The 25,729-nt window shown below is 41.6% G+C and carries 17 protein-coding genes; 1 reads left to right on the top strand and 16 read right to left on the bottom strand.

Going from position 1 to position 25,729, the window contains the following annotated elements:
* Positions 1-81: 81 nt before the first annotated feature.
* The 6 genes from mukF to rplY form a co-directional block, all read right to left on the bottom strand.
* On the bottom strand, positions 82-1,404 hold the full coding sequence (mukF, locus tag DQN58_RS07080) for a chromosome partition protein MukF (protein ID WP_006718191.1): 1,323 nt from the start codon (positions 1,402-1,404) through the stop codon (positions 82-84).
* A 133-nt stretch (positions 1,405-1,537) separates the two neighbouring features.
* Positions 1,538-2,416 carry a D-alanyl-D-alanine carboxypeptidase family protein gene (locus DQN58_RS07075; protein WP_006718189.1) on the bottom strand — a complete coding sequence of 293 codons (879 nt, stop codon included), beginning with the start codon at positions 2,414-2,416 and terminating at the stop codon, positions 1,538-1,540.
* A gap of 118 nt (positions 2,417-2,534) precedes the next feature.
* A complete protein-coding gene (locus DQN58_RS07070) occupies positions 2,535-4,844 on the bottom strand; it encodes an autotransporter family protein (protein WP_032997874.1) in 2,310 nt (769 codons plus the stop codon).
* Positions 4,845-5,012: 168 nt separating this feature from the next.
* Entirely contained in the window at positions 5,013-7,151 is a 2,139-nt protein-coding gene (locus tag DQN58_RS07065; protein ID WP_006718185.1) for an autotransporter family protein, read from the bottom strand.
* 432 nt (positions 7,152-7,583) lie between these two features.
* Entirely contained in the window at positions 7,584-8,165 is a 582-nt protein-coding gene (locus DQN58_RS07060; RefSeq protein ID WP_006718181.1) for a hypothetical protein, read from the bottom strand.
* 134 nt (positions 8,166-8,299) lie between these two features.
* A complete protein-coding gene (rplY, locus tag DQN58_RS07055) occupies positions 8,300-8,587 on the bottom strand; it encodes a 50S ribosomal protein L25 (RefSeq protein WP_032997871.1) in 288 nt (95 codons plus the stop codon).
* 213 nt (positions 8,588-8,800) lie between these two features.
* Here rplY and DQN58_RS07050 point away from each other — a divergent pair, with 213 nt between their 5' ends.
* Positions 8,801-9,409: a DedA family protein gene (locus tag DQN58_RS07050; protein ID WP_006718177.1), complete on the top strand. Its 609-nt coding sequence runs from the start codon at positions 8,801-8,803 to the stop codon at positions 9,407-9,409.
* Positions 9,410-9,504: 95 nt separating this feature from the next.
* Here DQN58_RS07050 and DQN58_RS07045 read toward each other — a convergent pair whose 3' ends face one another.
* The 10 genes from DQN58_RS07045 to DQN58_RS07000 all read right to left on the bottom strand — a co-directional run bounded on the left by DQN58_RS07045 (position 9,505) and on the right by DQN58_RS07000 (position 25,630).
* Complete coding sequence (locus DQN58_RS07045) at positions 9,505-11,970, bottom strand: glycogen/starch/alpha-glucan phosphorylase (RefSeq protein ID WP_006718175.1); 2,466 nt, start codon at positions 11,968-11,970, stop codon at positions 9,505-9,507.
* 118 nt (positions 11,971-12,088) lie between these two features.
* Positions 12,089-13,528 carry a glycogen synthase GlgA gene (glgA, locus tag DQN58_RS07040; protein ID WP_006718173.1) on the bottom strand — a complete coding sequence of 480 codons (1,440 nt, stop codon included), beginning with the start codon at positions 13,526-13,528 and terminating at the stop codon, positions 12,089-12,091.
* Positions 13,529-13,762: 234 nt separating this feature from the next.
* A complete protein-coding gene (gene glgC, locus DQN58_RS07035; protein WP_006718172.1) occupies positions 13,763-15,061 on the bottom strand; it encodes a glucose-1-phosphate adenylyltransferase in 1,299 nt (432 codons plus the stop codon).
* A gap of 21 nt (positions 15,062-15,082) precedes the next feature.
* On the bottom strand, positions 15,083-17,098 hold the full coding sequence (gene glgX, locus DQN58_RS07030; RefSeq protein ID WP_006718169.1) for a glycogen debranching protein GlgX: 2,016 nt from the start codon (positions 17,096-17,098) through the stop codon (positions 15,083-15,085).
* A gap of 3 nt (positions 17,099-17,101) precedes the next feature.
* Positions 17,102-19,291: a 1,4-alpha-glucan branching protein GlgB gene (glgB, locus tag DQN58_RS07025; RefSeq protein ID WP_006718167.1), complete on the bottom strand. Its 2,190-nt coding sequence runs from the start codon at positions 19,289-19,291 to the stop codon at positions 17,102-17,104.
* Positions 19,292-19,303: 12 nt separating this feature from the next.
* A complete protein-coding gene (malQ, locus tag DQN58_RS07020) occupies positions 19,304-21,397 on the bottom strand; it encodes a 4-alpha-glucanotransferase (RefSeq protein ID WP_006718166.1) in 2,094 nt (697 codons plus the stop codon).
* Positions 21,398-21,644: 247 nt separating this feature from the next.
* Entirely contained in the window at positions 21,645-22,094 is a 450-nt protein-coding gene (locus DQN58_RS07015; protein ID WP_032997869.1) for a YcgN family cysteine cluster protein, read from the bottom strand.
* Positions 22,095-22,268: 174 nt separating this feature from the next.
* Entirely contained in the window at positions 22,269-23,531 is a 1,263-nt protein-coding gene (locus tag DQN58_RS07010; protein WP_006718162.1) for a cytosine deaminase, read from the bottom strand.
* 9 nt (positions 23,532-23,540) lie between these two features.
* Entirely contained in the window at positions 23,541-24,767 is a 1,227-nt protein-coding gene (gene codB / locus DQN58_RS07005) for a cytosine permease (RefSeq protein ID WP_006718160.1), read from the bottom strand.
* Positions 24,768-24,925: 158 nt separating this feature from the next.
* The gene (locus DQN58_RS07000) at positions 24,926-25,630 is read right to left on the bottom strand and encodes a DUF6882 domain-containing protein (protein ID WP_006718158.1); all 705 of its coding nucleotides are present in this window, start codon (positions 25,628-25,630) and stop codon (positions 24,926-24,928) included.
* Positions 25,631-25,729: the final 99 nt, after the last annotated feature.

Genomic DNA, 25,729 nt, shown 5'->3' with positions numbered 1-25,729 from the left:
TAACTGAATTGCTCTGTTATTGTCTTATTCGTGCGATAGCGAAATACGACTCAAAAAACGCGTGGATTTTCGACCGCACTTTTAATATTTATCAATGATATGCGCCTGAACTTCTGCGCCGTAATCGTTAATTTCTGTCCAATGCGGATAGATACCTGCCAAGTCATCGCCTGCAATACCTAAACGCACAGCCTGATCCACGATAATTCGCGCTACATCAAAATGTTGTATCAATGGATAATTTTCTAATTGTTGCTTCAACACTAAACTTAAATTAATCGGACGATTTTGTTCGCGGTAATCAATTAATAAGCCTTGCATGTGTTCGACGATTTTTTCGCGAATATCGGCTAAAGATTCAAATTGTAATTCTTCCGGCAATTCGCCCAAGGCATCTTCTTCGCGTAGTGCTAATTCCTCATCGCGCAAATCAACTAAACGCTCTGCTTGCGCTGTCCACAAGAACCAAGGGTTGTCGAAATAATGATGAATAGAATTGCGTAAACGTTGGGAAAAGACGCGATTTTTATCCATATCAATGGCGGTACGGATAAATTTATGCACGTGGCGGTCGTAGCCGATCCACAAATCGATAGCTTGTTGTCCCCAACTGATAATGCGGTCTAGCTTAGCTTGCAAATCAATGATTAATTGTTCGATAAAATACAATTCTTGGCGACCGATCACACAATCTTGAATGCGTAATAATTGCGCCTGTAATTTGTCACCGGCCGCATTTAAGGTGTCTTGGAGTTCCCGTAAATTGCCGGAGGTTTCATCTAATAATTGTTCACAGCTGGAAATTGCTGCTTGCCAATCTTTGGTTAACAGGGCGGCGATATCTTCTTTAATGCTTTGTTGATTTTCATCCATCACGCGTTGTGACAAGTCAATGCTGTCAAAAATTTCTGCAACGGAATATTTTAATGGTGCAAAAACACTACGACGCCAATAATGCTCATCGCCGTCTTCTTCAGCGGCATCAGAAGCACGTTGGATTTCATCAGCAACAATGGAAAGTTGAACGGAAAGACGTAAGGCAGAAAATTCACGTTGACGAATGTAATAATCGGATACACCAACCCCCAACGGCGTTAAGCGATAAATCGCTAAACCTTCGGTAAATTCACTGCTAAAACGGTTAAGAAAACGTTGTTTAACCAGTTCATTAATTGCATTATTAGCACGAACGGCAATTGTTTCTTGAGATTGTTCAAAGGCGGTGGAAATGTGGCGGAAAATATCGACTAAATCAGCTTCTAACATTTCGCCGTCAAAACGTTCATTATTATAAACGGCAATCGCCAGTAAAAATGCCAAACGCTCTGTCGGCAAATTTAAGGAAAACTCACGTTCTTTCGCCCAGGAGACCAGTTCGGGAATGGTTTGTGATGTGTCAAGCATGAGGGATCTCACAACAGGTTAATTTCAACAAAAAATTGTGGGAATTATACAGGAATTTGCCTTTTCTAACAGCTTGAAAATGGAAAGTGCGGTCAAAAAAACAATGGTTTTTCGGATAAAACTTATCTTTAGATTAACCTGCAACTTTTTTGATTAATTCATTCATACCCTCTTCATCATAGCCTTCTTCATATTGCATATCCTCTACGAAATCTCTCAATACTTTGCTATTTAACGCGGTACAACCGTATTTTTCCAATTTGCTTTTGGTAAAGCTGGAACGATACGCAGAGGAGATATTATTGAGGCTTATCACGCCGATGGTGGCTCGATTGCAAGGCACTTTATTGACGAACACCAAATTGTATCCTGATTCGCGGATATAGCCGGTTTTATTGATAGCCGCACTAAACATTTCGTCACGCACGAGTTTATTGGTGTTCTTCACAAAAATATTGCGCTTTCCTGTTTGGATATAGGTGGAAGAGATATTAGAAAGACGTTTAATTTCCGCGTTATTTAAAGAATATTTAGCTAGCTTCACCAAATCCATCACGCTGGACACATTACTGTTAGATAAACCTGAACTGTCGCTAAAATGAGTTGAGGTCATACCAAGCGCTCTCGCCTTATCATTCATTTTTTTTATGAATTGTTGACGGCTCATACCGGCTGAACGGGACAAAGCATGTGCAGCATAATTATCAGAATGCACCAACATCGCTTTCAATAATTCGTTGCAAGAAATGGGTGTGTATCTAGGCAATTTTGTGCTTGTGCCTTTGATGTGGTCCGCATCTTCTGCAGTAATTGAGGCTGTGCAACGGGCATTTTTGTTATGTTCCAAAAACACATTTGCCGTCATTAATTTTGTTACAGAAGCAATGGGACGCACGCTATGAGGTGAGCTACTTTCCAATATTTTATTGTGGGTAAAGTCATACACAACATAAGATTGTGCAACGGCAACCGTTGGTAGTAAAAATAATAAAGGCAAGGTTTTTGATAACATAGGATGATTCAAAGAAGTAAGCAACGGCGCTATTTTAGCAGTTTTTCAAGGTGAGATTAAATAAAAAAACCACCCTCAACAGAAGGTGGTTTTTGTCTTTATATATTCGTTATTTAAATTACCAAGCGTAGCTATAACCTAACACGGCTTTCGCACCGGAACGGGTACCTTTACTGCCTAGAGAATGTTCTAAACGAAGATCGGCATGAATAGCGTGATTACCAAATGGTACATTGAGACCTGCACCGCCTTCTAACCAAGTGCGGGCATCATTTTCGCCATATTTTTTATCACCGATTAAAACAGATTTTGCGGACATAAAATCATGCCATACGTTTGCAACAAAATACACGGTTGGGTTACGTTGGAAGTCTTTACTGTGACTTAAACGCACACCGATACGTCCACGTAAATTGTTGTCCGTACCTTGTTCAACACGGCGATCTGCATCGTGATAGAACGATTGAAGTTTCAAGCGTTGGTAAACCAATTGGGTTTGTGGTTCAAGGCGCCAGTTGGAATTACCCAATGCAAAGCTGTGACCACCTTCAACGGATAACGCACCGCTCCAACCATGTTGTCTTACTTCCGGATTAGATACAAAGTTGTATTTGTTCGTTAAGTAAGAGAATTGCGCCACTGTGTCCACATAGGCATTATTTGGTGCACGGTATAAGTGATATACACCGATATTTGCCGCAGTAGTTTTACCTTTACCGATATATTTATCTGCAATAAGCTCACCGTGTTCAGCACGATATTGGTCGTAGAAACGGCTGTCTGCACGAGAATACGCAAAATATACACCACTTAGAGATTGTGGCAGACCATTTTGCATTTCGCTACGGTTAAAGTCGTAACCTACTTGTGCGATATATTGTGAGCTGTCAACGTCTAAACGGGTACGACCCTCGGTTTCTAAACGTTTACCGGAAACTCGCGCCCACACGGCAGAATTTGGTGATTGTCTGATTTCACCACGGCGTTGATGTAAGGTATCCAACACGCTATAGCCTAATTCCATATTGACACGAGGCATTTGGATATACGCAGTGGCCGGTTCGATATAAATATCATGACCAAGTACTTTTAATGTCCAAGCATAAGTTGTGCCATTTTTCTTGGCTAACTGCGCTTCATCCGCATTTCTGGTTTTTGCTGTACCCTCAAAGATAGCTTCACTATTAGGATCATCCATCTTAATCATATCTGCAGAAAAAATATTTTCCCGCGCCTGACGAAGTACATCCCCTTCAATGAAACCATTGCGAGTTGAAACAATAGTGCGACCTGTTGCTTTACCTTTAATATGTAATGTATCAGAACTACTATTGTTATTATTCCAAGTCGTTTTTACGATTAATTTACCGCCATCAGAATGATAGTCGCCTTCCACGGTAAGGGTTTTATTTGCGTTTTCAGAGGTAAGATCAAGCGTACCTTTATTATTAAGGTTGGTTACTGTTGCATTAAAGTTATTTAACTCAAATGTCCCTTTCTCACCGATATCAACATTACTTTTAACGGAAGCGTCGCCAAAAGCATTATCTCTACCAACTTTTAATGTACCGTTAGTAATATTTACATTAGAATTAACACCACTCATGTTTCTTGGTGCAAATAAAGTGGTGCCACTACCTCTTTGAACAAAGTCTACAATCTTAGTAGTAGGCGAAGCTGAAGTCATTTCAGGGGTAAAGTTAAAATTATCTGTTTGTGCGAAATCAAATTTGACTTTTTGAGGATTCTCTTCAAGTTTAATTTTTTCTACATCAAACGTACCTGCTTTGTTGTTATCACCAATTTGGATGTTGGTTGTACCATTTCCTACTCTTAATGTCCCCGCAGTAAGTTGACCTTCATCTGCAACTAATACATTAACAGTGTTGGTTTTAGAGCTCCAATCACTGGCGGCAACACGGATTTCGGCATTTTTCGGGTACTGAAGCAATGAACCTTTACCTGTGACTGAAATTACCGTATTGGTGACATCTTCCGGGGTATCACGAAGCCATCCCCAAAAGTGAGGTGTCGGTTCAGTTCCTTCGAATTCACCGATTACCTGCCCACCATTGGAAACATATAAATTACCATTACCAAAGTTACCGATATTCATTGGATTATTGGCATTACTGTTTACAACGAGTTTACTGCCTTGCCCGTCAACGACAACAGTTCCTTTAGACTGGCGATGGTTGGCTATATGTAATGTACCTTGTATATTTACAACAGAGCCTCCATCAATTCTAAGATTGCCTTCATTACCAGTACCAGTACCAACTTGAATTAAGCCGTTAACCGTATCCGGATTGACTTTTCCAAGGGTTTCCGGAATTCCGTCATTAGTCCCAGACCAAGTAACACTTGCATTTGCTGCTAATGGGGCAGCTAATAAAAGTAATGTTAATTTATTAAGTTTGAACTTCATAGTTTTCTCTCGTCCTTTTGTTGTTGTATATATCATTGTTGATTTTATCACTCTTAGATCAGGTAAACAAATCAGCAACACGTATTGTAAGGAATTTATAAAAGTTCTTAATAAAAAAACCACCTTCAACAGAAGGTGGTTTTTGTTTTTATATATTCGTTATTTGAATTACCAAGCGTAACTATAACCTAATACAGCTTTCGCACCGGAACGGTTACCTTTATTGCCTAGAGAATGTTCTAAACGAAGATCAGCATGAATAGCATGGTTACCGAATGGTACATTTAAACCTGCACCGCCTTCCAACCAAGTGCGGGCATCATTTTCGTTATATTTGGTGTCACCGATTAAGACAGATTTTGCAGTAATAAAATCATGCCATACGTTTGCAACAAAATACACGGTTGGGTTACGTTGGAAGTCTTTACTGTGACTTAAACGCACACCGATACGTCCACGTAAATTGTTGTCCGTACCTTGTTCAACACGGCGGTCTGCATCGTGATAGAACGATTGAAGTTTCAAGCGTTGGTAAACCAATTGGGTTTGTGGTTCAAGGCGCCAGTTGGAATTACCCAATGCAAAGCTGTGACCACCTTCAACGGATAACGCACCGCTCCAACCATGTTGTCTTACTTCCGGATTAGATACAAAGTTATATTTGTTCGTTAAGTAAGAGAATTGCGCCACGGTGTCCACATAGGCATTATTTGGTGCACGGTATAAGTGATATACACCGATGTTTGCTGCTGTTGTTTTACCTTTACCGGTATATTTATCAGCAGCCACAACGCCGTTTTCAGCACGATATTGGTCGTAGAAACGGCTATCTGCACGAGAATACGCAAAATATACACCACTTAGAGATTGTGGCAGACCATTTTGCATTTCGCTACGGTTAAAGTCGTAACCTACTTGTGCGATATATTGTGAGCTGTCAACGTCTAAACGGGTACGACCCTCAGTTTCTAAACGTTTACCGGAAACTCGCGCCCAAACGGCAGAATTTGGTGATTGGCTAATTTCACCACGACGTTGGTGTAAGGTATCCAACACGCTATAGCCTAATTCCATATTGACACGAGGCATTTGAATATAAGCGGTAGCAGGCTCAATATAAATATTTTGACCAAGTGCTTTTAAGGTCCATGCATAAGTATTCGCATCTTTTTTAGTTAATTGTGCTTCACTAGCATTGGTTGTTTTCGCTGTGCCGGTAAAGGTACCTGAATGATTTGCATCAGCAACTTTAACTACATCTGCAGAATAAATATCTTGATTCGTTTGACGAACTACATCACCTTCGATGAAACCTGTAGAGGTTGACACAACAGTGTTCCCTGTTGCTGTTCCTTTAATATCTAGCACATCAGAAGAGCTATTAGCATTATTCCAAATTGTTTTCACTAATAGTTTTCCGTCGCCACTGTAATCTCCATAAACAGTAAGTTTTTTATCTGCATTATCTGAAGTAAGATCAAGCGTACCTTGATTGTTAATGGTGCTAACAGAGGCATTAAAATTGTTTAACGCTAATGTACCTTTCTCACCAATATTCACTTCAGTGGTAACAGAATCGTTACCGAATGCATTATCTCTACCGAATGCATTATCTCTACCGACTTTTAATGTACCATCAGTAATGTCTACATTTGAATTCACGTTATTCATACCTATTGGAGCAAATAAAGTTGTGCCAGAACCACTTTGTATGAAATTAACATGAGATTCTTTCAGTGAACGATGCGTGTGGATAATAGGGGTAAAATTCAACATATCATTTTGGTCAAAGGTGAATTTTACATCTGCACTACCAATAGTAAAACGTTTAACATCTAGCGTTCCACCTTTACTTTTGTTCCCGATTTGGATATTGGCTGTGCCAGATTCTAATTGCAACACACCTGCGCTGAGTTTACCACCATTAGAAATCAACAAATCGAGGGTTGTTGCCTTATGACCTCCACCCACTACACGAATTAAGGAGTTTTTATGATAAGAAAGTTCCGAACCTTCACCATCAATAACAATTTTAGTGTCAATCGCTGTTCGAGCCGTTCCATTATGAAGAAACCATCCCCAAAAGTGAGGAGCGTTAGGATTACCATGAAATGTTGAGGTCACCTTTCCGCCCTCTAAAATAGAGAGATTCGCATTACTATAGTTACCAACATTTAACTCCCCCCCTACATTTAATTCACTTCCAGCACCAGTGACAGTAAATTTAGCACCGAAACCGTCATTGTTTTGATTCCCAATATACACTGTACCTGTAGAGTTTAATTTGGAACCATTGTCGATGGTCATTTCACCCTTGGTTTGCCCGCTAGGGTTTGTTTTAGCCCCTTCCGAAATCGATAAAGGCCCATTTATAGTGTGCTCTTGATTATCGGTTATATTTGTAGCCAGATTAGAAGGAAGAAGATTATGTTCACTTCCGTTATGAGAAATACCTGCATGAGCAATAAGCGGAGCTGATAATAAAACTAATGTAAGTTTATTAAGTTTGAATTCTATTTTATCCTCGTCTTTAATTAAAAAAGGTCCTAAATTCTAGCACGCCATGCACCCCAATACAAATCAAAGGAGTGTTTCGGAAAAAAACTGACATAAAACTCACCGCACTTTTTTGATTTAATTAGAAAAGTGCGGTGAGTTTTCAAGGTATATTTCATATAAAAAAATCGCCCTACTGCGGAACAATAAGGCGATTTATTTTTAGATAAATAAGTCAGAATATTATTTTGCGTCTTGTGCGGGCGCTGCTACCGGTGCAGGATTAAATTTTTGTTCTAATTCGACACTTTGTTTTTGTAACTCGGTCATCGCATTTCTTAATGCTTCAGCTTTTTCTGCATAAGCTTTTTGTTGTTCCGGTGTTTGTGTCGGGTTAGTGAAACTCATATTAGCCTGATCAACCAATAAACCACTCGCCAAGCTTAATACATTTTTTGTTTGCTCTTTGATAGATTTAATTGATTCTGCTTTTACATCTAATGCATCTAAGCTTGTAATTGTATCTTTTACTGATTGATTAAATGTTTCAATCGCTTCTTTCACTTTTTTCTCATCTTGAGCTTGAACTGCAGCCACTAAATCTTGTTGGAATTTTTGTTGTGATTGTAACTGTGTTTGTTCTTGTGCCTTGTTCCAATCGACTAATTTTTGATAATCACCCTTTTCATCTACTTTTACTTCTGATGCGGCTTGTGTTTGTGCTGTTTCCGGTTTCGCTTCTGGTGCTTTGTCTGCCGGTTTGTCGCAAGCTGTTAAGAAAAGAGCCAATAATGCGGTCGCGCTAATTTTTGTAAATTTGTTCATGAAAAATCCTTATTAATTGTTGATGAAAATTACTCTATTACGAGCAAAAGACGGGGCATTAGACATAGCATGCAATGATGCGTTCAATCTTTTTAAATATAAAAAAACTCCGAGAATTTCGGAGTTTTTCATGATTAAACGCGTTTGAAGTCAACGTGAACCAATTTTGGTTTGAACGGGTGACGTTGCATTGCTTGTACTTTTACTGCAACTTCTTTACCGTCGATAACTAAAGTAATCACATCGGAATAGAATGCATCGTGTGCTTGAGCGTTGTTAACTTCATCATGATTTAAGATGATAGAAACCGGTGCTTCGCTACCACCGTAAACGATAGCAGGAATTTGACCGTTATGACGCAGGCGGCGGCTCGCACCCTTACCTTGCGCTGTACGAACTTCAGCGTTAAATTTAAATGCCATTGTTATGTTCTCTTTTGTAAAGATTAAAATTAAAAAATCGCAGGCGACCCAGCGATTTCCACAAATTTTGCTCAAAGCCTGAACTTTGAGGTGGTGCATTATAATGAATTCGTGGTGCTAAAGCAAACGAAAATCTTGTTAATTTTCCTAGATATTACGCTAAAAAACGGGCTAAAATAAGGCGTTATTTTTATTGAGTTAAAAGAGTATTCGATGGAATTTTTAATTAACTTTTTTAGTGATTACGGCTATTTTGCCGTGCTATTTGTTTTGATTATTTGTGGTTTTGGCGTGCCGATTCCCGAAGACATTACCTTAGTGTCCGGTGGTGTTATTTCCGGTTTGGGTTATACCAATGTGCATATCATGTTAGTTGTGAGTCTATTTGGTGTCCTCTTAGGTGATAGCACTATGTATTGGCTGGGACGTATTTATGGCACAAAAATTTTACGTTTCCGCCCTATTCGACGCTTTTTAACCTTAGAGCGTTTACGTATGGTTCGGAGCAAATTTGAACAATATGGCAATCGTGTTTTATTTGTTGCCCGTTTTTTACCGGGATTACGTGCACCGATTTATATGGTTGCCGGCATTACCCGTCGCGTGAGTTTTATTCGCTTTCTTTTATTAGATTTTTTTGCCGCCATTATTTCTGTACCTATTTGGGTTTATTTAGGGGATTTCGGGGCAAGTAACTTGGATTGGCTACATGAGCAAATCAAAAAAGGACAGTCCATTATTTATATTTTAATTGCGCTTTTAGCAATCTATCTGGTCTGGAAATGGCGTAAAGGACGTAAAAATACTGGCAAAAAAGCATAAAGTGCGGTCAAAAATCAAAACGTTTTTCTAGTTACTTTAAGCCCATAAAACAAAACCCCATTCAGATTCAAATGGGGTTTCTTTTTATCAGGAAATTATTTCTCGAGATTTAATGGCTCAATGTGCCAAATATTTTCCGCGTATTCCTTAATGGTGCGGTCGGAAGAGAAATAACCCATGTTAACAATATTTTGAATCGTGCTATCAATCCATGCATCACGGTTTTTATATTTTTCATCCACCAATTTTTGTGCGTCCACATAGCTGCGGAAATCAGCAAAGGCTTGGTAGAAATCGTGATATTGTAAACCCTGTAATAGCTGTTGATAACGGTTCGGATCGTTTTCGGAGAAACGGCCGTTAATAATTTGATCAACAACGTTTCTGAGTTCCACATCCTCTTGATAGAAATTAAATGGACAGTAACCGTCGCGACGTAACTTCTCTACTTGTTCTACGGTATTACCGAAAATAAAGATGTGGTCTTTGCCGACATTTTCCAAAATTTCTACGTTTGCACCATCCAATGTACCCAAGGTTAATGCACCATTTAATGCAAATTTCATGTTACTGGTACCGGAGGCTTCCGTACCTGCTAAAGAAATTTGTTCAGAAATATCTGCAGCCGGAATGATCAATTGAGCCAAGCTTACGCTGTAGTTCGGGATGAAGACCACTTTTAAGCGGCCACCCAAACGGCCATCGTTATTGATGACATTCGCAACATCATTAATTAAATGGATGGTTTGTTTCGCTGCATAATACGCCGATGCTGCTTTACCAGCTAAGATAAACACACGAGGTTGCCAATCTTTTTCCGGATGCTCTAACATGGCGTTGTAACGAGCAATAATATGCAACACGTTCAAAATTTGACGTTTATATTCGTGAATACGTTTTACTTGAACGTCAAATAACGCATGGGGATCCAAATCAATGTTTAACGTTTTCTTCACGTAATTTGCCAATTTCACTTTATTTGCAAATTTAATATCGGCAATGGCGTGTTTGAAATCTGCTTCATGGGCGTATTGTTTTAATTTTTCGATTTGGCTTAAATCGCAACGCCAATCAGAACCGATATATTTATCAAATAACGACGCTAATTGTGGGTTTGCCACAGCAAGCCAACGACGCGGGGTAATACCATTAGTCACATTAGTGAAACGTTCCGGATAAATACGCGCGAAATCCGAAAAAGTAGATGTCACCATTAAGTCGGAATGAATTGCCGCAACACCGTTGACCTTGTGCGAACCAACCACGGATAACCAACCCATGCGAACTTTACGTTGATACCCTTCTTCTACTAAAGAAACGCGACGAATGAAATCTACGTCGGTAGTGATGTAGGTTTTGACGTATTCCAAGAAATGATCGTTAATTTCAAAAATCATTTGTAAATGACGCGGTAAGATTTTCGCCATCATTTCTACCGGCCAGGTTTCTAACGCTTCAGACATTAATGTGTGGCAAGTATAAGAGAAAATGCGACGGGTCATATCCCAGGCTTTTTGCCATTCAAAGCCTTCTTCATCAATTAAAATGCGCATTAACTCAGGAATCGCTAATGCCGGGTGAGTATCATTTAAATGAATTGCCACTTTATCCGCTAAATTTTCCATGCTGTCATGGGTACGTTTATGGCGACGGATAATGTCTTGCAATGAAGCGGAAACCAAGAAGTATTCTTGACGTAAGCGCAATTCACGGCCATTCCAAGTGGAATCATCCGGATAAAGCACACGAGAAAGATTTTTAATAGAGGCGCGGCTTTCCACGGCAGCAATGTGTTGACCGCGGTTAAAGTCTTCTAAGTTGAAAAGTTCACCGGCATGAGCAGACCACAAACGTAATGTGGCCGCAGAATCATTTTTATAGCCTGGAATCACTTGGTCATAAGCAAGTGCGGTCACTTCTTCGCCTTTATTCCAGATACATTTTTTGCCTTCAAAATGAATATTACCGCCGAAAGAAACGGTAAAACGTTTAGACGGACGAATAAATTCCCAAGGAGCCCCTTTTTCTAACCAGGCATCCGGGCGTTCAACTTGTTGGCCATCTTCAATTTTTTGACGGAACATACCGTATTCATAACGAATACCGTACCCCATGCCCGGCAAACCTAATGTCGCAATAGAATCCATGAAACAGGCAGCCAAACGACCTAAACCACCGTTACCTAAACCCGGGTCCACTTCTTTTTCAATAATTTCTTCTAAATCAACGTTTAATTCGGAAAGGGCTTCTTTAGCGATGTCATACAACCCTTCTGCGATCATGGCATTGGATAAGGTACGACCAATCAAAAATTCCATTGATAAATAATAAACACGGCGGGAGTCTTCTGCTCTAGCTTCGCGTGCAGTGGTAATCCAACCTTCGGTGACGAAATCACGTACGGCATATAATGTGGCGTTTAGCCAATCCCGTTGACTCGCTTCTTTTGGTGAGCGGCCAATTAAAAAAATCAGCTTATAAACAATCGTCTTTTTCAATGAATCGACATTGACTTCAGGTCGATCATATAGGAATGGAGAATCGAAATTATCCATTATCATAAAAATAGTCCTCAGTTAATAAAAAAAGCGGGTGAATTTTAATCATTCAAAATAAAAAAACAACAACAATCTTCTGCGCAAATTTTGTTTTCTCTCTACGCAGAAGATAAGTATTTCATTAGTGAGATAAAATTCTTTGATATAAATGTTGGTAATGGGTTGCAGAGATTTGCCAACTAAAATCTTGTTCCATTGCAATGACTCGAACCGTTGCCCATAAACGTTGTTTTTTCCATAAAGCAAATGCCGTTTGTAACGCTTGGCGCAAATCATCCGCCGTCGCATGACTAAAGACAAATCCGGTTGCTGTTCGAGCTTGAATATTTTCCGCCGTGCTATTGACCACCGTATCCGCCAAACCACCCGTTGCACGAACTAAGGGTAACGTACCGTATTTTAAACCGTAAAGCTGTGTTAAACCGCAAGGTTCAAAACGGCTTGGCACTAAAATAACATCGCCACCGGCAACCATCAAATGTGATAACGCTTCATCGTAGCCAATTTTAACGGCAATATTTTGCGGATAGGTTTCCGCTAATTGACGAATACCGGCTTCTAAGTGCGGTGCGCCTGAGCCAAGAATCGCCAACTGTCCACCCTGTTTAACGATTTCATCAGCGCTTTCTAGCAATAAATCAACGCCTTTTTGTTCTGTTAAACGGGTCACCATGACAAACAATAGCGCATCAGATTGTTGTGGAAGATTGAAATAAGCTTGTAGATCCGCTTTGTTTTTCGTTTTGCCACCCATGTATTTCAACTTGTAACCATGTTGAATGTACTGATCGTTCATCGGATGCCAAATTTTTTCGTCAACGCCATTTAGAATGCCCACCAAGCGCCCTTCATGATCTAGGGTTGAAAGTAAGCCTTGTAAGCCATAAGCAAATTCCGGTGTGGTAATTTCTTTCGCATAAGTCGGACTAACGGCTGTCACGGCATCTGAATAATAGAGCCCGGCTTTTAAGTAAGAAATTTGCCCAAACAATTCTAAGCCATCTACATGGAACATACTGTGCGGCAAGCCGATTTCAAATAAATGGCGATAATCAAATTGACCTTGATAGGCTAAATTATGAATGGTGAAGACGGATTTTGCCGGACGCCCTTTATTAAATAAATACGCCGCCGTTAGACCTGCGTGCCAGTCATGGGCATGAACAACTTCGGCACGCCACCAACTATCTAAACCGGTGGTCAATTCAGCCCCAACCCACGCTAACAATGCGAAACGTTTGTAGTTATCGCCGTAATCATTGTAATTAGCATCGTGATAAGGGTTGCCTTCACGCGCATATAAGTGCGGTGCATCAATAAGATAAACGCCGACACCGTTATATTCGCCATAGCGCAAAACGATATGACCGGCAAAATTATCAAATTCTGTCACCACGGACGTGTGCGGAATGCCAGCCATAATCGCCGGATAAGCCGGCAACAAAATACGTGCATCAATGCCGATTTCTTTTTGTGCAAATGGCAATGCGCCCATCACATCGGCTAATCCGCCGGTTTTCAGTAAAGGATATAACTCCGAGCAAACGTGTAATACTTTCATTTTATTTACCTAATATGACGCACGTTTTCTAACGCGTGTCGTTATAAACAATTCTGTTACAGGCACAAGCGAAGACGCTTGCGCCTGTATTTACCTTCTTAAAGTGCGGTCACAAAATCCGAAGGATTTTGAACGTTGGCTTTGCCAACGGCTCCGAAGGAGCGAATAAATCACTTGCGTGATTTATGAGTAATAGTTAAAACGTTTTGAAAACTGACCGCACTTTATTTCACGTTAATCTAAATGTTCTTCCGAGAACACTTCTTGTCCTTCTAATTTTTTCAACATCGAAGGTGTCACTAAAATGACTTTACCAGTTGAACTGATGCGGAAGCGTTTGCTGTCCAATTCGCGATCAACACCGATTTGCATACCGTCCGGAATGACACAATGGCGGTCAATAATACAGTGTTTCAACACGCAATTTTTACCGACACTCACTTCCGGCAACACGACACTATGATCGATCACTGAGCCTTCATTAATTTTAATGCGATCAAATAACACGGAATAACTGATTGACGCATCGGTAATCACACAACCACCGCCGATAAGGGAGTTATCCACCGGCTTAACATTGGCATTTTTATAGAAGAATTTAGACGGATACGCTTGTACCGGGTTTCCGCGAATCGGCCAAGTTTGGTCATAAATATCTAATTGCGGATTTTCAGACACTAAGTCGATGTTTGATTGCCAGAAGCTATCCAATGTCCCCACATCACGCCAATAAATATCACCCTCGGTATTGCGACCCATGCAAGAACGGCTGAACGGATGGGCATATAACGTGCCTTCTTCCAAACATTTCGGCAATACATCTTTACCGAAGTCATGAGATGTGCAAGGCGTATTCACTTCGCGATCTAACATTTGATAGAGATAGTCTGCATCAAACACATAAATCCCCATGGAAGCCAACGAGGTATCCGGTTTGCCCACCATTGCCGGTGGATCTTTCGGTTTTTCCACGAAGGCTTTCACTTTCAGATTTTCATTGACTGCCATCACGCCAAATTCATGCGCTTCAGAACGTGGTACTTCAATACAGCCCACGGTACATTTTGCACCACTGGTCACGTGGTCTAACAACATTTGGCTATAGTCTTGTTTATAAATGTGGTCACCTGCGAGAATTAAGACGTATTTCGGACGGTAGTGATCACGAATAATCGCCATATTTTGATATACCGCATCAGCTGTACCGCGATACCAAGTGGAGTCATCAATTTGTTGACGCGCCGGGAGCATATCAATGAATTCACCGCGCTCTTGTGGTAAGAAAGACCAACCTTTTTGTAAATGACGTAATAAAGAGTGAGCAGCATATTGCGTGACGACACCAATGCGGTTTAAGCCGGAGTTAATACAGTTGGACAAAGCGAAATCGATGATTCGACGGTTACCACCAAAATAAAGTGCCGGTTTTGCACGTTTATCCGTTAATTCATGCAGACGTGAACCGCGGCCACCGGCCAAAATAAGCACTAAGGTGCTTTTAACGAGATCGTGTTTATTTAGATTAGCTTTCATAGTGAACTCCGTTATATTGTTTTAAGTATCCATTTTTTTCAACACACAAAACGCCATACCACCTACATCAACTTGCCGTTGTTGCTCCGTTAAGTTTGTTGTACCTGCCACGGCCTTCCAGTGTCCATCAAACGCGACGGGCAACATAAAAGACTGGGGTTCTGCTTTCGCATTGATTAAGAAAAGCCATTGCTGATCTAATACCACTTGCAGCGCTTTGCTTTCCCGATTATGCCAATCCTCGGTTCGCATTGATTCACCCTCAATGTTGAGCCAAATGACATTTTCATCTGACCACCAAACATCCCGTTGTAAACTTTGAATTTGTTTTCGTGTTGCAATCAGTTGTTTGGTCAAGTCAAATAATTCCTGATTGAAATCCTGCCATTTCAGCCACGTGATTTCATTATCCTGACAATAGGCGTTATTGTTACCGAATTGCGTGTTGCCGAATTCATCGCCGGCAAGCAACATTGGTGTGCCGTTGCCCAATAACAAACTTGCCAATAATCCGCTTTGCGCTAAAACACGCTGATTTTCCACCGTACTTTGGTACTCGTCATTTAGGTCTAATTGACTGCCCTCAATGCCATGGTTGTAACTGTAATTTTCATTGCGACCATCGCGATTATCTTCGCCGTTCGCCTCGTTATGCTTATGGTTATAACTCACCAAATCGCGCAACGTAAAACCGTCGTGAGCGGTAATAAAATTCAGGGTGGTGTGTGGCAAGCGTGTTTCTCGCTTGAACAGATCACTTGATCCGGCAAAACGTTCGGCAAATGCGCCCACTTCCCCACTTTTCCATAACCAAAAACGACACATATCATCACGGAAGCGGTCGTTCCATTCGGCAAAATAATGGGGAAAACGTCCTAATTGATAACCGTAATGGCCAATATCCCAAGGTTCGCTGATGAATTTCACCTGCTGTAAACTCGGTACTTGAGCGATATCGTCAAACAGTTTGGCGTGTGGGTTGAAATCCGGTGACTCACGCCCTAACACCGTGCCTAAATCAAAACGGAAACCATCTACATGGCATTCTTCCACCCAATAACGTAGGCAATCCACCACCCATTTTCGGGTGATGTCATTGGCGAGGTTCAGCATATTGCCGCAACCTGTCCAGTTAATATATTCGCCTTGTTCGTTTTGCCAATAATACGTCCGATCATCAATGCCACGTTGGCTAAAGGTAGGGAACGGTTTTTCTGATTCTGCCGTGTGGTTAAATACCACATCTAAAATTACTTCAATCCCCGCTTCATGTAATGCTTTCACCATGCTTTTGAATTCATACAACGGGTTTTCAGGGTTTTCTTCGGAGCAATACTTTGGCTCTACTGCAAACATGGCCAACGGGTTATATCCCCAATAATTTTGTAGTCCTTTTTCTTGCAAGTGCGGTTCGTTTACGTGGTAATTAATCGGCAACAATTCCACGGCGGTGATACCTAATGCTTTTAAATACGCCACACTTTGCGGTTGCGCCAAACCAGCATAAGTTCCGCGTAACTTTTCAGGTAGATCCGTGCGTAATTGGCTAAACCCTTTTACGCTGAGTTCATAAATCACGGTCTCTGCCCAAGGTGTTTTCGGGGCTTTATCGTGTTGCCAGTCAAATGCCGTCTCAATAATTTGACCTTTCGGCGCAAATTCCGCGTTATCTCGTGGATCATTTAACTGAAAAATCGACCGCACTTCTACCGAACTTAAATCCGGTTTACCCACCACGGCTTTAGCATAAGGATCAAGCATGAGCTTGTTTGGATTGGCTAAAGTGCGGTCATTTTCTGCGGTGATTCTAAAACCGTATTGCATACCGTTAGCCACACCGGAAAGCGCAATATGCCAAACATTTTCGCTGCGATGCATAGCAAAACGCTGCTCTTTTTTGCCATTCTCAAACAGGCACAATTCCACGGCATCCGCCACAGAAGAATACAGCGCAAAGTTAGTCATTTGCTCACCGTTTTCTTCATGTTGGCTATAACCGAACGGATAAGCCTTGCCCTCATTTTTTACTGCAACCATGCCTTATCCTTGATATTTCAAATAGAGGGTTGCCAATGGAGGAATCGAAACAGAAATAGAATGATCTCGTCCGTGGCTTGGGATTGCCTCACTTTCCACTGCACCGCAGTTACCAAGATTTGAGCCTTCGTAAAAGGATGAATCTGTATTTAAGATTTCGTGATATTGACCGGCAACATTCACGCCCATACGATAATCATGGCGTGGCACTGGCGTAAAGTTACTGATCACAATAATGCGCTCGCCTTTGCTGCTACGTCGTTCAAAGGCAAATACAGAATTTTGCGCATCATCCACGACCAACCAATCGAAGCCTTGCGGATCCGAATCCAGTTCAAAGAGCGGTGCGTTTTCGCGATAAATTTTATTGAGGTCTTTCACCAACTGTTGCATACCGATGTGCCATCTTCCGCCGATGGATTCGTCCAGTAAGAACCAATCAAGACTTTCGCGGTAATTCCATTCGCGCCCTTGGGCAAATTCATTTCCCATGAACAATAATTTTTTACCCGGATAGCCCCACATGTAGCCGTAATAAGCGCGTAAGTTCGCGAATTTTTGCCACGCATCCCCCGGCATTTTACCGATTAAGGAACATTTTCCATGTACTACTTCATCGTGGGAAAGCGGTAACACAAAGTTTTCGCTGTATTGATACACCATGCCGAAAGTCATTTGGTTGTGGTGATATTGGCGATAGACCGGATCTTTTTCCATGTAAGAAAGCGTGTCATTCATCCAGCCCATATTCCATTTGAAATTAAAGCCTAAACCACCGTTTTCTGTCGGATGTGTTACACCGGCAAAAGAGGTCGATTCTTCCGCAATGGAAACCGCCCCTTGCACTTCACTATGAATTTTCCAGTTGGTGTGTTTTAAGAATTCAATGGCTTCTAAATTTTCCCGTCCGCCGTATTGGTTCGGAATCCATTCTCCCTCGGCACGGCTGTAATCACGATAAATCATGGAGGCCACCGCATCGACACGAATACCGTCAACGCCGAAACGTTCAATCCAATATAAGGCGTTACTGGATAAGAAGTTTTTCACTTCGTTGCGACCATAGTTGTAAATGAGCGTGTTCCAGTCTTGATGGAATCCTTCGCGAGGATCAGCGTGTTCATATAATGCTGTGCCGTCAAACGCCACTAAACCATGGGTATCGCTTGGGAAATGCCCCGGCACCCAGTCCAAAATCACGTTAATGCCGGCCTCATGGGCGCGTTCCACTAAACGTTTAAACCCTTCCGGCGTACCAAAACGGCTGGTTGGAGAATACAGTCCTAGTGGTTGGTAGCCCCAAGAACCGTCAAACGGGAATTCGGAAAGCGGTAAAAACTCAATGTGCGTAAAGCCCATTTCTTTTACATAAGGAATCAATTCATCGCCGATTTGGTCATAATCCAACCAGAAATTATTTTCTAAATTACGGCGCCAAGACCCTAAATGCACTTCATAAATGGAAATCGGTTGATCCCATTGGTTGGCTTTACGACGGGCTTCAGTCATTGGCACGATGTCCGGCAACGCACTAATTTGTGACGCTGTATCAGGACGTAACTGTGAACTGAAGGCATAAGGGTCGGCTTTTAAGCGTAAATTGCCGTGGCAATCAATTAATTCGAATTTATACAACTGCCCTAATGCAACTTTCGGTAGGAATAATTCCCATACGCCACTTGCAGGGTGTAAGCGCATCGGATGGCGACGTCCGTCCCAATAGTTGAAATCTCCCACCACAGAAACTCGTTTCGCGTTCGGTGCCCACAAACGGAAGTTCACACCGGAAACACCATCACATTCGATAAAATGCGCACCTAACACTTCATACGGACGCAAGAATGAGCCTTCAGCTAAAAGCCATTCATCCAAATCATTAATCATTGGATGATAACGATAAGGGTCTTCAAGGATTTGCGATTCTTTACCCCAATACACTTGTAATTGATAGGCAAAGAAATCTCGGGTGTTCGGTACAACACCAGCAAAAAAACCTCTGTCATCTAAAGAATTCAATTCACAGACGGTGTCTTGATTTTCTTTATTAATGACACTAACACGACACGCATCCGGCAATAAAGCACGAATTTCAATGCCGTTATCGGTTTCGTGCATACCCAATACGGAAAAAGGATCAGAATGTGTTCCATCAAAGAATTGATTAATCACGGATTGCGCTACTAGTTGGGTCATAATAAATCCTCGCTAAGCTCTGCGGGCTTGATTAATTAAAGAGAAAAATGCGGTCATTTGCGCATCATCAAAAATAAGTTCTAAAGATTGGCTTAATTTTTTTCGCCAATTCGGATATTCCGTTGAAGTGCCCGGCAAATTGAATGACACTTCTTGGCTCAATAAATTTTCTAATTGCACGCCCACCAAACGGCTTTCACTTTCTGCCAAATAACGGTGAATTTGACGGTTCAAATTGTCGTGCATAGCCATACTTAAAGCATCGCCCCAATAATCAGGCGGTAAATAACCGTCGCGGTGCAAACTGTCTAATAAAGCTTGTTTATCTACGACGCGTTGATCGTATTTTTCTTTTAACACGTCGCCCTCTAAAATGCCGAGCTGACCGAACAACGCCAAATCAAGGCAGTGCCAGAAACTTTGTAAAGAAGGCACATCATGGGTGCCGATGGTGGCAAAGGCATGTGGTGGGAAATCCTGTTTAAGCGGATACATGTTGTTGCATTGGGCAAAATACAACACAAAATACGAGAAAATACGAAACTCGTTTAATTTCAACCGCACTTCATCAGGTACTGTACCTAAATCCTCACCAATCACTAAACACTGGTTGCGTTGGCTTTCAATGGCGAGAATCGCCATCAGCTCATCAAATGGATAATGCACATAAGCGCCATCTGCCGCGGTTTTATTTTCAGGAATCAGCCACAAGCGGAATAAGCCCATCACATGATCGATACGCAACACGCCAAAGTTCTGCATATTGGCACGCAACATCTCAATAAAAGGTTGGAAACCACGGGCTTTTAACACGCTTGGATTGTAGGGCGGCAAATTCCAATTCTGTCCGACAGGGCCCAACGGATCAGGTGGCGCACCGACAGATGCGTTGACACAATAAAGTTCCGGGTCTGACCACACATCGGCACTTCCGCGAGAGCTGTTTACAGCCAAATCGCCATAAATGCCAAGTTGCATTCCCACTTGACGGCATAACGTTTGTAGCTCACCTAATTGTTGTAATGTCGCCCATTGCAACCATGCAAAGAATTCCACTTTTGCTTCATGTTCTTTTAACAAGGCTTTGCGTTCACGCGCTGAGAGCATTTGCCATTCTTTACGCCAGCCCAACCAACCAATGGTATTTTCTTCCGCCTGTTGATGTTCATGCTCAATGCCATCTAACACATTAAAGAGCCCTTGCAATAACAATGCTTCACCTTGTGCTTTTTTGAAAGCATCAAAATCTTGGCGACGGGCGATGATTTGTGCAGATTTACTACGTTTAAAGAAATCAAATAGTTGTTCAAGTGCGGTCAGTTTTAGCTGCATTATTTCACCGTAAGCCACGGTTTTGGCTTCACGCAAGGAGGTTATTTGTTCTTGCACAGGTGTGGAATGAAACCAAGTTTGCACGGAACGGGATAATTTAAATTCCGGCAAGGCGGCAACATCCAAATAAATAAAATTCAACCAACGACGGGAGGACGAACTATAAGGGCTTGCCCATTCCGGCACGGCGGGATACATCAAATGCAACGGATTAATGCCGATAAAATCCGCCCCCTGTTTTGCGCCCTGCTCAATTAAATAAGCTAAATCACCGAAGTCACCAATGCCCCAGTTCGTTTGAGAACGTAAGCTATATAGCTGAACATTGATCCCCCAGGCTTTTTTTGATTGCAAGACCGGTGGTTGATAGGCGGTACGCGGCGCTAACAACACACGAATCACATATTTTTGATTCGCCGTGGAAAGATTTAATTGATAGTAACCAAATGGTAATGAAGGCAATAAAAGCGATTGGCTTGAAGAACAGGTTTGTTCAACACATTTTTTACCTTGTTCATCAAGAAGTTGAATAGTTAAGGAAACAGGCTCGGAAAGGGATAAACGCGCTAAATCGTAATGAATCGGCTCGTTCTCAAAGACGGTAATCACATCATCGAACGCGCCTTTTTCCCGTTTACTCGGCGGTTGTAAAAGTGCGGTGAAATAATGCAACGTTTCCGGAGGGGCATAAATCAAATGCCCGTCGATATCATAATGAGAAAGCGAAATGCCAACGTCTTCAGCAGATCGTTTAAGAGAATCAGAAACTTGCATACGAACCTACAACTCAATACAACATAAAAATAACGATTTATAAGTATTGTAGTGAAGGGGCAGGTAAAAACAATGTTTTTAATCCAAATTAGTGATCTCTATCAAAATAAATCTTTCAGTATTTACAAGCATTAAGCGTTAATTTGGGCTGAATTTTCAATCGTCTGTTTGGCGAATAAAAAAAGCTCACTTAACGTGAGCCTTTTAAAAAGAAGGATGCATTTTGATGTCATGAATCGTTTAACGCTTAAACCGATTGTTCTTCATCCACAACAAACTCAAACCAATCAATGACATCACATTCATGAATACCGTTTTGGATTAACACGCCTGCACGTTTAACGCTGTCAGGATCACCGCTAATTAACGGGTGCCATGACGGCAACGGTTTGCCTTCATAAAGCAAACGATAAGCACAAGTGGTGGGAAGCCAGCCAAATTCAGGTAAATTGTCTTTGGTCAGTTTGGTGCAATCCTCTTCTAACTCAAAACGTTTCAAATAATGACCGCACTTTCCTGTTTCCAAATCCAATAAATTGCACGCGATACGGGTGTAATATAAACGCTCATATTTGCCCTCGCCATCAATATATTTACGATAACAACACTTGCCGCAACCATCACATAATGCCTCCCATTCGGCATCATTTATATCAAGCAGGTTTTTGTGTCGCCAGAAATCAGGTTCTAATTGCATAGGATTATTTACCGGGTTGGTTTTAAAAGCGGAAATTATAGTGAGGAACGCAGCCTGTGACAAATACTGAAAGAAAGGTTTAGAAAAACAAAAAAGTGCGGTCAATATTGACGATGTTTTTCAACGGAAAAAACACATCGGATATTGACCGCACTTATCCTTAAAAATAACAGATTAACGATAGGTGACGCGTTCGTTATCGTTTAAATGAATGGTCGTTTCAGCTAATTTGGTTTCTGCAATGACCTTACCATGACGAATAGAATAACGCGTCGGCACTTGACGACGTACTGCATCAAAGCCATTTTCTGCCGGTAAAATGATAAAGTTAGCGACATTCCCCTCTTCCACGCCATAACCTTGCAACCTTAGCGCTTTCGCACTGTTTTCAGTCACTAATTTTAAGCCGTCGTTAATTTGTCCGTAGCCCATGAGTTGGCAAACGTGTAACCCCATGTGTAACACCTGCAACATATTCGCTGTTCCCAACGGATACCAAGGGTCGAATACGTCATCATGGCCGAAACACACGTTGATATTGTTTTTCAGCATTTCTTTCACGCGCGTCACACCACGGCGTTTTGGATAAGTATCGAATCGACCTTGCAAATGAATGTTGACGAGCGGATTAGCCACAAAATGAATTTTGGATAATTTTAACAAACGGAAAAGACGAGAGGCATAGGCATTATTGTACGAATGCATTGCAGTGGTATGGCTTGCCGTCACTTTGTCGCCCATTTCATATTTCAACGCTAACGCGGCAACTGTTTCCACAAAACGGGATTGTTCATCATCAATTTCATCACAGTGAATATCAATTTGTTTGTTGTATTTACGCGCAATATTGAAGGCAATATGCATAGATTCCACACCGTATTCACGGGTGAATTCAAAATGCGGAATGCCACCCACCACATCTGCGCCCATTGCCATGGCTTGATCCAACAAGGCTTCGCCGTTCGGATAAGACAAAATTCCCTCTTGTGGAAATGCCACAATTTGAAGATCGACCCAAGGAGCCACTTCTTTTTTCACTTCAAGCATGGCTTTGAGTGCGGTTAACGTGGGGTCGGACACATCCACATGGGTACGCACATGTTGCACGCCATTTGCGATTTGCCATTTTAAGGTTTTCCACGCACGGGATTTTACATCCTCATGGCTCAACAAAGATTTTCGTTCAGCCCAACGCTCAATCCCTTCAAATAAAGTACCGGATTGGTTCCAGTTCGGTTGTCCTGCGGTTTGTGTTGCATCCAAATGAATGTGCGGTTCAACAAACGGCGGATACACGATGCCCTGTTCGCCGTCTAAAATGTCACCGGAGAAATCAATCTGTTCTTCGTTAGGCAGAATACGGGCAATCTTGCCGTCTTCAATGGTAATCTGCCATAAGCCTTCACGGCCGTTAATATGAATATTTTTAACTAACATTTATCGATCCTATTTGAACGCCAATTTTTTACCGAATAACGGCGTTAACACAAAATAAGCCGCCGCACCGCCAATGACAGCATTTAACGGAATAATACCCGGCAAGAATTTACCGCACGCGATACCGATAGCCACAGAGATAATTGCCGTCCAGTTGATGCTAACAAATCTGGCTTGTTCAAAATTGGCATAGGCTTTATTACGCAAAATATAGTCGGCAATGATGACGCCACCAATCGGTGGAATCGCGGCAGATAAAAACGTTAACCAACCCACAAAGTTGTTGTATAACCACAAAGCGCAAAGCGTACCGATCACACCGTTTAATACCGATAATGGACGGCTACTCCAGCCCGTAATGTTGGCGAAACCCAAACCGGAGGCATAAAGTGCGTTATCGTTAGTTGTCCAAATGTTTAAACCAAGCACAATAATCGCCGGCAGAATTAATCCTTGTGCAACCATCACATCAGAAATATCAGACATCCCGGTCACCGCTGCTCCGGCGGCGCCAAAGACGAACATTAATGAGTTGCCCAAGAAGAACGCAATCATGCTGATTAAAATCGCTTGTTTGGCTTTGCGTCCAAAACGCACGAAGTCTGCCGTTAATGAACCGGCGCTGATGAAAGAGCCCACAACCAAGGTAATGGCCATTGGTAAGGAAATGTCGTCTTTCGGCATGATATTTTCTAACACAGATAAGCCACCGGCATCTGTTACCGCCAAATACACCGAATAAGAACCAAGCACCGCAATTGCCGGCACCGCAATGGTGGAAAGAATGGTCAGTGCGGAAATACCGAAAAAAACCGTAATGGTCATTAATAAACCTGAGCCTAAAATTAAATAGTTCACATCAATACCGGTAACTTTATTAACCGGAATCGCAAACATCGCCACCCCGACACCAAACCAGCCCACTTGGGTGCCCCCTAAAATTAAAGATGGCAACCAAGAGCCTTTCACACCAAAGGAATAACGCGCTAAAACATGGGTCGTCAAGCCGGTTTTTGCACCGATGTAGCCAAGAAATGACGTGTAAATCCCTAACATTAAGTTACCGATGATCACGGCTAACCAGAAATCATGGTAAGTGAGTGATGTGCCCAGCGTGCCGCCCGTCCACATACTTGCAGAGAAAAAGGTTAATCCCAGCATAACAAACGTCAGTGCCACCGCACCTTTACGTTCATGTTGTGGAACGGGCTTCAAACTAAAATTTTCAGAACTCATTTTTGTATCCTTTCAAAGTAAAAAAATCGGCAAATTCTAATTCTTAGCCAGGCCAAAAGCAAACGTTTGCTTTATAAAAAAAATAAAAAGTGCGGTCAAAATTCAACGTGTTTTTCAATTAAAAAACATCGTCAAAGTTGACCGCACTTTCTCTCGCACTACCCTTTCAGCTGCGATAAACGTCCTTCTTCATCAAAAATACCGACAATTTCTTTTTCACCACGACGGGCGATTAAATGGGTTTCCGTATTTTCGATAATGCGATATTCCTTTGCCGTCACATAATTTTGTAGCACTTTTTTCTGGGCTTTAATTTCAAATAAAGAAATGAATTGCGGATAAACCGACAAGATTCTCAAATGTTCTTCTTCCAAAGAGAATGTCTTGCGTAAACTACGATCTTTCACCGTCACCAACAATGCACCCGCACCAAAATTGCCCACGTAATACCCGTCAGACTCAAACATCCCCAACGCGACCAAACCAAAACTATGCACGTCATTTAAGGCAAGTTCCCGATTGGGTTTTGTGAGTTCATCAATTTTGTATTTTTTGCCGTAAGCACGAAATTCTTTCGCTTGTTCCAACAACTTCGCCGGAATATTGGTGGCTTGGTTTGCCCAACTCCAAAGCCAGGTTTGACTCTCAAAAGAAAAAGAACCCAACACCTGAACCGGATAAGTATATTGCTCGCCGAAGGTAATTTTCCCGGCTTTCAAATCCACGTTCCACTCCAAATTCTCTACTCGTTCTGCGAAATCAAGCTGCTTTTCAAACCCAATAATGGCATAGCAATCGTATAAGCCGGAAAAACTTTTATAGCCGCTAAATTGAATCATGCCGAATATTTTTTTAAATAACACGAAGGTTTCTCCTGATTGGTTTAATAAAAGTGCGGTGCGTTTTTAAATTGTTTTTTAGATCTGATAAAAAACCGCTAAAAGATGATTAACTTACATAAA

This window comes from Aggregatibacter segnis ATCC 33393 (assembly GCF_900476035.1).
GTDB classification, from domain to species: Bacteria; Pseudomonadota; Gammaproteobacteria; order Enterobacterales; family Pasteurellaceae; genus Aggregatibacter; species Aggregatibacter segnis.
Note: the sequence above shows the minus strand (reverse complement) of the source record. Positions and strands in the feature narration are given on the sequence as shown.